This is a genomic window from Streptomyces sp. NPDC043176 (genome assembly GCF_056436715.1).
This window is the reverse complement of record NZ_JBWKCA010000031.1, coordinates 1-12,323: the sequence shown is the minus strand read 5'-3', so window position 1 is coordinate 12,323 and position 12,323 is coordinate 1. Positions and strand designations below refer to the sequence as shown.

11 protein-coding genes are annotated in these 12,323 nt (G+C 72.8%); 4 read left to right on the top strand and 7 right to left on the bottom strand.

What is annotated here, in order from left to right; translation table 11 throughout:
* Window positions 1–132: 132 nt before the first annotated feature.
* Window positions 133–573, bottom strand: a complete 441-nt coding sequence (locus tag AC067A_RS33510) for a MarR family winged helix-turn-helix transcriptional regulator (protein ID WP_479246845.1) — start codon at window positions 571–573, stop codon at window positions 133–135.
* 133 nt (window positions 574–706) lie between these two features.
* Between AC067A_RS33510 and AC067A_RS33505 the strand changes: the two genes are divergently transcribed.
* Window positions 707–2,197 (top strand): MFS transporter, encoded by a 1,491-nt coding sequence (locus AC067A_RS33505; protein WP_479246843.1) that lies wholly within the window; start codon window positions 707–709, stop codon window positions 2,195–2,197.
* 61 nt (window positions 2,198–2,258) lie between these two features.
* Here AC067A_RS33505 and AC067A_RS33500 read toward each other — a convergent pair whose 3' ends face one another.
* The 3 genes from AC067A_RS33500 to AC067A_RS33490 all read right to left on the bottom strand — a co-directional run bounded on the left by AC067A_RS33500 (window position 2,259) and on the right by AC067A_RS33490 (window position 6,193).
* Complete coding sequence (locus tag AC067A_RS33500; RefSeq protein ID WP_479246841.1) at window positions 2,259–3,143, bottom strand: geranyl diphosphate 2-C-methyltransferase; 885 nt, start codon at window positions 3,141–3,143, stop codon at window positions 2,259–2,261.
* 14 nt (window positions 3,144–3,157) lie between these two features.
* Window positions 3,158–4,474 (bottom strand): family 2 encapsulin nanocompartment cargo protein terpene cyclase, encoded by a 1,317-nt coding sequence (locus AC067A_RS33495; RefSeq protein ID WP_479246839.1) that lies wholly within the window; start codon window positions 4,472–4,474, stop codon window positions 3,158–3,160.
* Between the two features lie 306 nt (window positions 4,475–4,780).
* Window positions 4,781–6,193, bottom strand: coding sequence for a family 2B encapsulin nanocompartment shell protein (locus AC067A_RS33490; RefSeq protein WP_479246837.1), 1,413 nt, complete (start codon window positions 6,191–6,193; stop codon window positions 4,781–4,783).
* A 495-nt stretch (window positions 6,194–6,688) separates the two neighbouring features.
* On the opposite strand from AC067A_RS33490, the gene AC067A_RS33485 reads away from it, so the two are divergent.
* Together AC067A_RS33485 and AC067A_RS33480 are read left to right on the top strand one after the other, a co-directional pair.
* Entirely contained in the window at window positions 6,689–7,879 is a 1,191-nt protein-coding gene (locus tag AC067A_RS33485; RefSeq protein WP_479246835.1) for a cytochrome P450, read from the top strand.
* Window positions 7,880–7,892: 13 nt separating this feature from the next.
* Window positions 7,893–8,102 (top strand): ferredoxin, encoded by a 210-nt coding sequence (locus AC067A_RS33480; protein ID WP_479246834.1) that lies wholly within the window; start codon window positions 7,893–7,895, stop codon window positions 8,100–8,102.
* Window positions 8,103–8,172: 70 nt separating this feature from the next.
* On the opposite strand, the gene AC067A_RS33475 is transcribed toward AC067A_RS33480, so the two are convergent.
* From AC067A_RS33475 to AC067A_RS33465, 3 genes are all read right to left on the bottom strand, one after another.
* Window positions 8,173–8,469: a hypothetical protein gene (locus AC067A_RS33475; protein ID WP_479246832.1), complete on the bottom strand. Its 297-nt coding sequence runs from the start codon at window positions 8,467–8,469 to the stop codon at window positions 8,173–8,175.
* Window positions 8,470–8,718: 249 nt separating this feature from the next.
* On the bottom strand, window positions 8,719–10,914 hold the full coding sequence (locus AC067A_RS33470) for a TerD family protein (RefSeq protein WP_479246930.1): 2,196 nt from the start codon (window positions 10,912–10,914) through the stop codon (window positions 8,719–8,721).
* 211 nt (window positions 10,915–11,125) lie between these two features.
* Window positions 11,126–11,719 (bottom strand): TetR/AcrR family transcriptional regulator, encoded by a 594-nt coding sequence (locus AC067A_RS33465; RefSeq protein ID WP_479246830.1) that lies wholly within the window; start codon window positions 11,717–11,719, stop codon window positions 11,126–11,128.
* A 123-nt stretch (window positions 11,720–11,842) separates the two neighbouring features.
* Between AC067A_RS33465 and AC067A_RS33460 the strand changes: the two genes are divergently transcribed.
* Window positions 11,843–12,235: a nuclear transport factor 2 family protein gene (locus AC067A_RS33460; RefSeq protein ID WP_479246829.1), complete on the top strand. Its 393-nt coding sequence runs from the start codon at window positions 11,843–11,845 to the stop codon at window positions 12,233–12,235.
* Window positions 12,236–12,323: the final 88 nt, after the last annotated feature.

Sequence of the window (12,323 nt, the reverse complement as noted above, 5' to 3'; positions counted from 1 at the left end):
AACCTCCCCTCAGGCGTCCTTCCGCGTGCCCGGCGTACGGGACCGCCCCGTCAGGCGTCCCTCTCCATGCCCGGCGTACGGGACCGCCCCGTCAGGCCTCCCTCTCCGTGCCCGGCGTACGGGACCGCCCCGTCAGGCGTCCTTCTCCATGCTCGGGCGCAGGCGCGCGAGCAGGGCGTACAGGGTGGTGCTGTCGTCCGCGTCGAGGGTGTCCAGGGCGCCGTGGGTCGCCTGCATCTCCTCGCGGACGCGCCGGATGACGTCCCGGCCCTCGTCGGTCGCGACGACGTTCTTGACCCGGCGGTCGGTGGGGTCGGGCTCGCGGCGCACCAGGCCGCGGGCCTCCAGGCGGTCCACGATCCCGGTGACGTTGGACGCGTCGCACACCAGCAGGGTGGCGAGGGCGCGCATCGGGAGCGGGCCGCTCAGCTGCGCGAGGACCTTGGCCTGCGTGGACGTGAGGCCGTGGTGGGACGCGGCCGTGGCGAAGTCGCGCCACTGGGCCGTGCCGATGGCGGCGAGGAGTTCCAGGAGCTGGAGCTTGGTGGGCGTCTCGGGGGTGGTCGCGCTCATGTCTCGAGCGTACTGGCGATGCTTGACATTATCAATTGTTTACTTGACCTCCTCAACTATCGAGGTCTACCTTCGACGAATACTTGATGACATCAACGGTCTATGTCCTGAAGCACTGAGAAGGCCCCCACCCATGAGCAACGTGACTCCCCCGCCCGCCGGCGAACAGCGGCGCGAGACGCTCGTCGTCTTCGCGCTCAGCCTCGCCGCCATGGTCGTGTCGATGATGCAGACCCTGCCGGTCCCGATCCTCGGCCTCATCCGCAACGACCTCGGCACCACGACCGCCGGCGTGAGCTGGGTGACCACCGCCACCCTGCTCTCCGCCGCCGTCTTCACCCCTCTGCTCGGCCGCTTCGGCGACCAGCACGGCAAGAAGCCGACCCTGGTGGCCGTCCTCGGCATCATGGTCGTCGGCTCCGTCGTCGCCGCCCTGGCGACCTCGCTCCCCCTGCTGATCCTGGGCCGCGTCCTCCAGGGCGCCGCCACCGCGATCTTCCCGCTCGCGCTCTCCGTGCTCCGCGAGGAGGTCCGCCCGCAGAAGCTGCCCGGCGCGATGTCCCTCGTCAGCGGCACCCTGGCCTTCGGCAGCGGCCTCGCGCTCGTCGCGACCGGCCTGCTGACCTCGGGCTCCGACGCCGACTACCGCAGCGCCTTCTGGATGGCGACGGCCTTCGCCGTGCTCGCCCTGCTCGCGGTCGTCGCCCTCGTCCCGGCGACCCGCCACAAGGCCGGCGGCCGCACCGACTTCCTCGGCGCACTGACCCTCGGCGCCACCCTGCTGCTGCTCCTGCTGCCCATCTCGCAGGGTCACGAGTGGGGCTGGACCTCCGGCCGCACCCTCGGCAGCTTCGCCGGCGCCGCCGTCATGACCGTCGTCTGGGTCCTCACCGAGCTCAAGGTCCGCGAGCCCCTGGTCGACATGCGGATGTTCGTCCACCGTCCGGTCCTCATGGCCAACCTGGCCGGCGTCCTCGTCGGCTTCGGCATGTTCGCGAACTTCCTCGGCGTCTCCTACCTCGTCCAGATGCCCGAGGCCCTCACCGGCTACGGCTTCGACGCGTCCATCCTGCGCGCCTCCGTCGAGTTCCTGTTGCCGGGCGCCATCGTCTCGCTGCTCGCCTCCCCGGTCGGCGGCCGGCTCGTCCGCCACCGCGGTCCGCGCACCGCGCTGGGCCTGGCCGCCGGCCTCGGCGCCCTGGGCTTCGCCTGGCTCGCCCTCGACCACGGGCACATCGCCTCGGTGATCGGCGCCGGCGTGGTCGTCGGCGCGGCCGTCAGCTTCGGTTACGCGGCCATGCCCGCCGTCATCATGGCGAGCGTCCCGCACCACCAGAGCGGCATCGCCAACGGCATCAACTCCATCTCCCGCTCGACCGGCAGCGCGATCGGCAGCGCCGTCGTCACCACGATCCTGGCCTCGCAGACGCTGGAGCACCTGCCCGCCGGCGCCCCGGCCCTGCCCGCCGAGTCCGGGTTCACCCTCACCTTCTGGATCGGGGCCGCCGCCTTCGCGCTGGTCGCGGTGATCGCCCGGGTCGGTCTGCGCGGCGGCCACGCCCCCCGTACCGCCCCGGTGAGCACGCCCGCCCCCGTGCCGGAGAAGACCGAGGCGGCGGTCTGAACCCGCGCCGAAGGGGCCGGGTCCGTCGTGCGACGGGCCCGGCCCCTTCGGCGGACGGGGGTCAGACGCGGTCGGCCGCGATCAGGACGTACTGGAACGAGCCGTCCCTGTACGACTCGATGAACGCCTCCTCGATGCCGGTGACCAGCGACGACGTGGCACGCAGCTCCCAGTACGGGAGGGTGTCGGGGGTCAGGTCGATGACGGCCTGCGGCACGAGGCGGTTGTCCGCCATGGCCCGCAGGTACTCGCGGCGGGAGTGGATGTTGCACTCGAAGTGCGCGTTGATCTGGGAGACCCACTTCGACGGCTGGCCGTACTTGGGGTTCCAGCAGCCGGTGATGGTCACGTAGCGCCCCCCGACCTTCAGGAACCGGGAGTGCTCGGCGAAGAGGTCGTCCAGGTCGACGTACATGCTCGACTCGTTGTTCCACGAGGCGGCGATGCTGCCCTTCTCGAACGGCGTGTCGAGCATGTTGCACACCTGGGCGCGGACGTGGCCGTCGATGCCCAGCTCCTTCGCCCGTCGGTTGCCGAACTCGGCCTGCGTGGAGGAGAGGGTGACGCCCTCGACCTTGCAGCCGAAGCGCTGGTGGGCCATGACGCTCGAACCGCCGCGGCCGCAGCCCGCGTCGACCAGGGTGTCCCCGCCGCCGATCGGGCCGAGGTGGTCGAGCAGGACCTCGGCCTGCGCCGACTCGAGCCGGTGCAGCTCCGCGATCAGCTTCTTCTCGTACGCGCTGTCCTCGACGTCCCCGAGGGCGGCGTGGTCCACGGCACCGATGCCGTAGTGGTGGTGGTACAGCCCGTCCACGTCGCCCAGGCGCAGGTTCACGGGCCTGGCCTCGGCGTTCCAGTAACGGGCGATGTCTCCCTGGTACGGCGTCGCCGGGTGGGGGACGAACGCGGAGGTGCCGTTGACGGTGGGGAGCTCGGTGTTGGTCACAGAAGAATCCGTTCTTACCAGAAATCGGGCAGGCTGTATCGGTAGGTGTTGGTCTGGTGCCAGTAGTGGTTGCCGTCGACCCACACGGCCACGCCCCGCAGGAAGCGGAGCACGCTGGGGACGGGACAGGCGGCGGCCAGCTCGGCCGAGGCCGCCTCGAAGTCGCGCATGAGGTCGTTGTGGACCTCCACCGCCTTCAGATAGGCGTCCTTCTCCGAGAGGGACTCCCGGTCGGCGAGCACCACGGGCAGGTTCATGTGCCGGCCGGGGGCGGCGAGTTCCTTGGTGTACGAGTAGAGGTCGTTGACGATGGTGCTGGCGTTGCCGGCCAGCGCCAGGACCCGCTGCATGCCCGGCCGGGCATGCAGGTCGGCGGGCAGTTCGTAACCGCCGACCGTGTCGGTGATGGTGGGGCAGGGGCGGAAGTTGTTGAACTGCCGCATCACCAGGTACTCCCACACCTCCGGCACGTGGTCCGTCTGCGCCCAGGCCGCCTCGGCGAGGTAGCCCATGTGCAGCCGGGCCATGTCGTGCCGGAACCTGTCGGCCTGGGAGGGAGTCGCCTGCCGGACGAAGTAGTCCATGGCGGACCGGTAGGCGCGCCGGGGCGCGTCGGCGTGGAGCGACTCCGCCCAGCGCGGCTGGTACTCCCCCGTCGAGTGCAGCGGGTCGAGCGCCGTGTGCGCGAGGAGCAGCCGGCCGCCCAGGCCGATGGGCGAGCCTCCGTGGTCCTCGCAGTAGCAGTCGTCCACGGCGTTCTCGGCGACCATCAGGCGGGTGGCCAGCATGAGGTGCTCGACCGTCGGGGCGTCCGGGTGGCAGGCGACCATGTAGCGCCCGACGGAGAAGCCGTCGAACTCGCCCTCCCAGTCGTCGGGGAACAGCTGGACCTCGTCCACCGCCCAGGACTTGATGCGGAGGCTGACCTCGTCCACGCGGACGGGGTCGGGCTCCGGCACCGGGTGGTAGTAGAGGCCCGGGATGATCAGCGCGTCGGCGGGCGGTCCGGGGGGCGCCGGGGGTTCCGCGCGGGGGACCAGCGACAGGGCCGACGTGCCGAGGCCGGTGGGGCCGCCCAGGACCCGGCCCGGGCCGGGCCGGGGCAGGGTGACCGCAGCCGGGCCCCCGGACCCGGCGACGGGTGCGACCGCCGGTTCGGCGACGGCTTCTGCGACGGGCGCGGCCGCCGGGACCGCGGCGGGCGCCGCGGCGGGGACGGCCTGCGCTCCGGCGAGGCCGTGCGCCGCCGCGTCGGCGAGGACGCGGGCGGCGAACCCGGCCACGCCGGAGGGCGGGCTGGACTGCAGAGGGGAGGGCCCGGGGTCGGGCATCCGTGGCTCCTTGGAGAGGTGGGTGGGCCGTCCCGTGCTCCGGGCGCGCCGGCCCGGCCCGGACCGGTGGGAAGGGCGGAGAGGCTCCAGGGGGTGTCTTGTCGATCAGGCCGGATCAGGGAGCGGGGGTCCGGTGCACTGCACTCGCTTCGCTCGCTCCGTCTCGGCTCCCTGATCCCTCCACCGGATGCCGAGCGCGATCGCGAGGCGGAGGAGGGAGCCGACGCGGAGCGTCGGCGACCGACGACAGCGCGGCGAGCGTGCGTGCCGGGCCCCGCGGGCCCGCCGTGATCGGCAGGACACTCCCTAGTCGCGCCGACGCGCGATCTGCACGTTCTCCAGCACGCCGAGCGCGTTGGGCACCAGGACGGCAGCGGAGTAGTACGTGGTGACGAGGTACGACATGATCGCCTGCTCGCTGATGCCCATGAAGCGCACCGAGAGGCCCGGTTCGTACTCCTCGGGCAGGCCGGTCTGGCGGAGGCCGATGACGCCCTGGTTGTCCTCGCCGAGACGCATGGCGAGGATGGAGCTGGTGTTCTCCTTGCTGATGGGGATCTTGTTGCAGGGGAGGATCGGGACGCCGCGCCAGGCGGGGACCCGCTGGCCGTGGAGTTCGACCGTGTCCGGGTAGAGCCCGGCGGCGTTCCACTCGCGGCCGATCGCCGCGATCGTCCGGGGGTGGGCCAGGAAGAGCTTGGTGCTGCGGCGGCGGCAGAGCAGCTCGTCGAGGTCGTCCGGGGTGGGCGGTCCCGAGTGGGGCTGGATCCGCTGCTTGAAGTCGGCGTTGGCGAGGAGGCCGAACTCCGGGTTGTTGACGAGCTCGTGCTCCTGCCGCTCGCGCAGGGCCTCGATGGTGAGCCTGAGCTGCTCCTCCGTCTGGTTCATCGGCCCGTTGTAGAGGTCGGCGACCCGGGTGTGGACCTTGAGGACGGTCTGGGCGACGGAGAGTTCGTACTCGCGCGGCTTGAGCTCGTAGTCGACGAAGGCGCCGGGCAGGGCGACTTCGCCGGTGTGGCCGGCCGACATCGCGATCTCGGCCTCGCCGTGCTTGTTCTGGCGCTGCCGGGGCAGCGAGCCGAACGCCTCGATGTGCGCGTGGAGTCCGGGCGACTGGCCGACGACGGAGGCGAAGTCGGCGCGGGACAGGGTGAGCAGGGTGCCGGAGGTCTCGGCGATGGCGGTGCAGTCCCACCTGGCGTCGGCGTCCAGGAGGGCGTTCTCGCCGAACCGGTCGCCGTCGGCGAGCACGGAGACGGCCACCTCGTCGCCGTACTTGCCGACGGAGGTCTGGTTGATCCGGCCGTGGGCGATCATGTGGATCCGCTCGGCGGGGGTGCCGCGCTCGACCAGCACCTCGCCGGCGCGGAAGTCGCGCTGGACGCACCGGTCGGCGAGGGCGGCGAGCACCTGGTCGTCCTCGAAGCCGCGCAGCAGGGCGAGTTCGCCGAGCTCGCGGGGGATCACCCGGACCCGGCCGCCGTCCTGGACGAACTCGATGCGCCCGTCGCCGACGGTGTAGCTCAGTCGGCGGTTCACCCGGTAGGCGCCGCCCTTGGTCTCCACCCAGGGGAGCATCCGCAGCAGCCAGCGGGAGCTGATCTCCTGCATCTGCGGGGCGGACTTGGTGGTGGTGGCGAGGTTGCGGGCGGCCGCGGTGCTCAGGCTGGACCGCCGGGGCGGCTCCACCTGGACTTCCGGACCGGTCTCAACGGTCATGGGGGCGAGCTCTCCTTAACGCGTGGGTGCGGGCCGGCGTATGTGCGCCAACCGGCGGAAGAGAAGGGAAAGCGGGTCAATCTCTGGGAATTCGTCCAGATCCCGGGGAACAGTAACGGCCGGTAAGCCCGCCTCGCGCCAAGAGTCCGGAGGCATTACCTCGATGCAGTGATCTTGCTTCGTGCGTGGTTTATCCAGGCGACCAGCGGCATTCGAGCCAGCTGGCCGACCGCACCCCCCGGCGCACTTCGCGACCACCCGCACGGCCCCCGTGCCGTCGGACCGACCGGGGGCCCGCACGCGAAAGTCCTCGGAGCAGACGTACGGAGGTCCGTCCGGAGGGCGACGCGCGCGCGGGCGTCGAAGGCCTCATCGGACGGACGAGCCCGTTCCGGTGGTTTGGCCGAACTCCGCGTAGACCTGATAGGTGCCTGAGGCATGTAGTGGAGACGGCAACCACGTCCGAGCCACCGATGCGCGTCTGCGAGGCCCCCCATGCCGAAAGCCGTGACGTTCCCCCAGGACCGGACCTGCCCCTACCACCCGCCCGCCGCCTATCCCCGCGACCACGACGAGCGCCCGCTGTCGCGGGCGACCCTCTGGGACGGGCGGGCGGTGTGGTTCGTCACCGGGCACACCGCCGCGCGGACGCTCCTCGCCGACCGGCGGCTGTCCACCGACTCCACCCGCGACGACTTCCCGCTGCCCACCGAGCGGGCCGCGGCCCTGCGCCGGCGCCGCCGCGCCGCACTGCTCGGCTGGGACGACCCCGAGCACAACGCCCAGCGCAGGATGCTGATCCCGAGCTTCACCCTCAAACGCGCCGAGGGCCTGCGGCCCCGCATCCAGGAGACCGTGGACCGGCTCCTGGACACGGTGGAGGCCCAGGGCCCACCGGCCGAGCTGGTCGGCGCGTTCGCGCTGCCGGTGCCCTCGATCGTCATCTGCGACCTGCTGGGCGTGCCGTACGCCGACCACGACTTCTTCGAGGAGCAGTCGCGGCGGCTGCTGCGCGGCCCGACCGGCGAGGACACCGAGGAGGCGCTCGCCCGGCTCGAGGGCTACCTCGGCGACCTGATCGACCGCAAGCGACACGATCCGGGCGACGGCGTCCTGGACGAGCTGGTGGCCCGGGGCGCGGCCCAGGACGGCCCCGGACGGCAGGAACTGGTGGAACTGGCCACGATCCTGCTGGTCGCGGGCCACGAGACCACGGCCAACATGATCTCCCTCGGCACGTACACCCTGCTCCGCCACCCCGAGCGGCTCGCCGAACTCCGGGCGGACCCGGGGCTCGTGCCCGCCGCGGTCGAGGAGCTCCTCCGGTTCCTGTCGATCGCCGACGGGCTCCTCCGGGTCGCGCGGGAGGACATCGAGGTCGCCGGGACGGTCATCCGGGCGGGCGAGGGCGTGGTCTTCCCGACCTCCGTCATCAACCGGGACGCCGCCGCCTACCCCGATCCGGACACCCTCGACTGGGCCCGCCCGGCCCGCCATCACGTCGCGTTCGGTTTCGGCGTCCACCAGTGCCTCGGGCAGAACCTCGCCCGCGCCGAGCTGGAGATCGCCCTCGGGACCCTGCTGCGGCGGCTGCCGGGGCTGCGGCTCGCGGTGCCCGCCGACGAGGTCCCGTTCAAGCCGGGCGACACGATCCAGGGGATGCTCGAACTCCCCGTCACCTGGTGAGAGGAGCACCGCGATGCGTGTCTCGATCGACCACGACGTCTGCATCGGCGCCGGGCAGTGTGCCCTGACCGCGCCGGACGTCTTCACGCAGGACGACGACGGGTTCGGCACGGTGCTGCCGGGCCGGGAGGACGGGGGCGGGGCGCTGGTCCGGGTGGCCGCACGCGCCTGCCCCGTGCAGGCCGTCGCGGTCCGGGAGACCGCCGACGAGGCCGGGGCCTGAACGCCGGACCGGCACCGTGCCCTGGGGGGCGCGGCGCCGGTCCGGCGGAGGTCGTCCTGGGGACGGACGGTCAGGCGGAGACCTCGGGGAGCAGCCCGGTGGCCGGTGCGGCCAGGTCGGTGAGCTGGTGGATCTGGTGCAGGTCGTTGAGCCGGTTGAGGCCGCCCAGCTGTCCGGAGATGCCGGGGAACCGGTCGCGGGACTCCTCGGGGATGCCGGTCGTGGTGAGGGCGTCGAGCTCGGTGACCGGGTTGATCGGCGGGCCGAGCGGGCCGGTGGCGGCGGCGGCGGTGGTCGCCGCCCCGCCGAGGGCCGAGAAGGCGGCGGCGACGGCCAGGACGGAGGAAATGCGTCGGGTTGAGATCACACCCACACAACGGGCCGGCGCGCGCGTGGACACGGTCCGGCCGCTGTCGGAGCATCCGAACGGGGGTCCCGCGGAAGGGAGCGGGGCCTACGGGAAGGAGCGGGGCCCGCGGAAGGAAGAGGGGTCACACGCGAAACCCCGGCCGCGTGGACCGGGGTGCCGTGTAGGGGGGCGAGGAAGGCGAAGAGGCTATTCAGGGAGTGTGAGAAGGAAGCCCCTTCATGGCCTCGCCCGGGACGACCGTAGCAGTCAGGACGGGATCAGGTCGCGCAGATTTTCCGGCGTGAGGACGCGCGAGCCCGCCGGGAGCCCCTCGGGGCGTTCCAGGCCGATGTACGTGACGGGGCCCTCCGGTGCGGTGCCGCTGTCCCAGGGAGTCGCGGTCCCACCGTCCCACAGCCGTGTCGTCGCGGCGGTGTCCGCCATGAGCGCGACGAGGTGGCGGACCGTCAGCGGGGTGCGGGCGAGCAGGCCACGGAGCAGTACGGAGACCGACACGCGGTTCTCCTCGACGCGGTTGGCCGACGGGGCGCCCCGCAGGTAGAGGTGCAGCCAGTGTGCGTGCCAGCGGCCGTCGTCGTCGCGCCGGAAGGCGAGCGGCAGCGCGACCCGGCCGGGCCCGCGCAGGTCCGACTTCATGCGGACGGTACGGGGTTCGAACGGGCGGCCCCGCTGTTCGGCGTCGCGCAGCATGTAGCCGAAGAAGGACTCCTCCACCTGTTCGAAGTCCTCACCGGAGTAGATGTTCACCTGGGGGACGACGAACGTGCCGCGCACGGCCCCGAGCCGCAGGTCGATGAACTCGGAGGCGCCGTCGGCGGCGTCGGTGATGTCCCCGGAGTGCGCGCCTTCGAGGGCGGTGAGTTCGGTGTACGACAGCCAGGTGACGGTCGCGTAGTCGGCGTCCAGGACGAGGGCCGACAGGTCGTAGTCGGTGCTGCGGCGGGTCTGCTTCCAGTACGTGAAGAAGCGCAGCAGGTCGCCTTCCACGGACGAGACGGAGCCGCGCGGCAGGACGCCCAGGCCCGCGGCGGTCGCCCGGCCGCTGAGCGGGAGGGCGACGTCGAGGACGGCCGGGTCGACGACGAGGTGGCCGGGGGCCGGCAGCCGGCGGCGGGTCTCGGCGTCCAGAAGGGCGGTGAGGCGCTCGCGTACGTCCTCGGGCAGCGGCGGCCGGGTCTCGGCGCGGACCCAGGCGCCCCCCGTCCTGTTGACGAACACCCGCTGTCCGCCGTCCGCGTCCGTCCGGTTCCGGACGTGCTCGCGGAGGGCGAGGACGACGCGGCCGGCGACCCGTGGTGCGACCCGTTCGGCGGCGGCCAGGACGGCGTCCCGCGCCTCGGGCGTGTCCGCCGTGCGCAGCAGGCGGTCGAGGGCGCGGAACAGCCGGCCCGGGGCGGCGGTCAGGAGCTCCGCGGCGCCGGTGACGTCGTCGCGGCCGAGGCGTTCCTCGACGTGGCTGTCGAAGGACCGGGCACGCCGCTCGCCGCGGGCGACGGCGAAGACCTCGGCGGCGTGCGGCCACCGCGGGTACTCGTGCGGGTGCAGCCGCTCGCCGAGGCGCTTCCACCGTTCGCGGTGCGCCGTGACGTCGGCGAGCTTGTCGGGAGCGGCGGCGACGACGGCGTCGAGGCAGGCGAGCAGGGCGCGGCGGACCGGGCGGGACAGCGCGCGGAACCGGGTGGGCTCCCGCAGGGCGACGTCTCCGTCCGAGAGCGCGCAGGCGAGGCGCAGGACGTCGGTGACGGTGTCGACGAGGAGGTCGGCGCCCAGCGCGAGCCGGACCCGGTTGACGACGGCACGGCTCTCGCGGACCGGGATCGTCTCGGGCTGGGGCCCGTCCGCGCAGTGCTCGGCGAGCACCGCGAGGTCCTTCAGGTCATCCTCGCCGAGCGGTGTCACGCTGCCGGCGAGGGCCAGGTAGAGGGCCGAGGCCTCGCCGGCGAGGCCTCGGCCGGGGTGCAGGACGGTCACGCGGTCGCCGGCGGCGGCGATCAGCTCGTCGTGCGCGGCCAGCATCTCGTCGTAGGTGTGGCGGTAGTCGCCGTAGGCGGGGAGGGTGAGCAGGTCGAGGACGCCGCTGCTCAGCTGCTCCCCCGTGGCGGCCCGGGACTTCTCGTCGGCGAGCGCCTCGGCGACGCAGGACATCCAGAAGTCGAAGGTGTCTGGCACGTTGGCGGGGAAGTCCACGAAGTAGACGTTGTGCCGCACGTGGTCGCCGACGATCTCCCGGACGGTGGCCAGGGTCCGGCCGGCGATCGCGACGACCGTCTCCGGCGCGCGCCCGGAGAGTTCGGCGAGGAGCTCGGCCGAGAGCTTGAACCCCACGGACATCAGCGCCGCGTCGAACCGGCGCGCCGCGCCGGCTCCGTCTCCGGCGGCGCCGGCCGGTACGGGGAGACGGAGGGTGTGCCGGACGACCAGACGTTCGAGAGCGTGGACCATGCCGGCATGCTGCCAGCCGCGCGCGGAGCCTCGCACGCGGATTTCCTTCCGGGGCACAGGCCGTACGCGGAGCCTCGCACGCGGATTTCCTTCCGGGGCACAGGCCGTACGCGGAGCCGCGCGCGAGACGGCACGGGAAACCGGGCGCGCCCCGGCGCCCTCGCCCTCCGTGTCGCCGCCCCCGCGTACGTCGGAGACGACGCCCGGCGGTTCAGGACGCGGGCGTGCGGGCGCCGGGGAGGCCGGAGTCGATGATGTGCTCGGCCAGTGCGCGGGCCGCGGGCGCGGGCCTGATGTCGGGGCGGGTCGCTCCCGCCGCGAGGAGGCCGTCGACGAGGAGCAGGAACTGGTCGGCGGCGAAGCCCGGCTGTGCGTGGCCGAGGGCGACGAGCTCGTCGGCGATGAGGCCGTGCACGGTGCGCCGGTAGGCGCGGGTGACGTCGTGCGCGGGGTGGGCCGGGTCCGTCAGGGCGAAGTCCGCGGCGAGGTAGCGGCAGCCGTGGAAGTCGGGGGCGGAGGCGATCACGCCGAGGCGGTCGACGACGGCGAGGAGCCGGGCGCGGGGCTCGTCGCCCGCGGCGGCCATCGTCGTGCGGTACTGCTCCTCGTCCTCGGCCGTGCTGCGCCGGAGCGCTTCGGCGATCAGTCCGTCCTTGCCGCCGAAGTGCTCGTACAGCGAACGGCGGGCGACGTTGGCCGACTTGAGCAGCGCGTCCACGCCGACGCCGACGCCCTGGGTGTACGTGAGCTCCTGGGCGGCGCGCAGCAGCCGTTCACGGGGGCCCGGCTTCGCGGTGGTGGTCATGGGTCGAGTGTGCCACCCCTTGACGCGGTAGATCAACCGGTCTATCTATGGAGTCGGGAGACCGACCGGTCTATCTCTTCGGGGCCTTCACGGTCCCGCCGGGTCCTTCCCGAAGGAGGAGTCATGTCCGTACGCGGCACCGCCGAGGTCATCGACCTGTTCAACCGCGCGTTCACCGAGCACGAGGGCGGCTTCCTGGCCGGCCTGATCGCCGACGACTGCGTCATGGAGAGCGTCCGCCCCGCCCCGGTGGGCGAACGGGTCGTGGGCCGCGAGGCCTGTACGGCCTGGTGGACCGCGCTCGCCGAGGACCGCGCGGTGCGGTTCACGCCCCGGGAGGTGATCGTCGCGGGCGACCGCGCCACCGTCCTGTGGACCTACCGCTTCGGCGAGGGTGCCGACGAGTGGGTCCACGGCGTCAACGTCATGCGCGTCACCGACGGCCGGATCGCCGAGGCCCTCGGTTTCAGCAAGACCGCCGGCGAGGTCCCGCTGACCACCGGAACCGCGGACTAGACGAGTAAGTCCGAAGTTGGTCAGTGGTCGTAGGCGGTAAGTGACCTGGTCAGCGGTGTTCCGTTGGTCCGGTTGTGCCAGATGACTG

Coding starts and splice junctions, on each gene's coding strand:
- AC067A_RS33505 (WP_479246843.1), top strand. CDS start 707: ATGAGCAACGTGACTCCCCCGCCCGCCGGCGAACAGCGGCGCGAGACG.
- AC067A_RS33490 (WP_479246837.1), bottom strand. CDS start 6,193: ATGACCGTTGAGACCGGTCCGGAAGTCCAGGTGGAGCCGCCCCGGCGG.
- AC067A_RS33485 (WP_479246835.1), top strand. CDS start 6,689: ATGCCGAAAGCCGTGACGTTCCCCCAGGACCGGACCTGCCCCTACCAC.
- AC067A_RS33470 (WP_479246930.1), bottom strand. CDS start 10,914: ATGGTCCACGCTCTCGAACGTCTGGTCGTCCGGCACACCCTCCGTCTC.
- AC067A_RS33495 (WP_479246839.1), bottom strand. CDS start 4,474: ATGCCCGACCCCGGGCCCTCCCCTCTGCAGTCCAGCCCGCCCTCCGGC.
- AC067A_RS33465 (WP_479246830.1), bottom strand. CDS start 11,719: ATGACCACCACCGCGAAGCCGGGCCCCCGTGAACGGCTGCTGCGCGCC.
- AC067A_RS33460 (WP_479246829.1), top strand. CDS start 11,843: ATGTCCGTACGCGGCACCGCCGAGGTCATCGACCTGTTCAACCGCGCG.
- AC067A_RS33510 (WP_479246845.1), bottom strand. CDS start 573: ATGAGCGCGACCACCCCCGAGACGCCCACCAAGCTCCAGCTCCTGGAA.
- AC067A_RS33480 (WP_479246834.1), top strand. CDS start 7,893: ATGCGTGTCTCGATCGACCACGACGTCTGCATCGGCGCCGGGCAGTGT.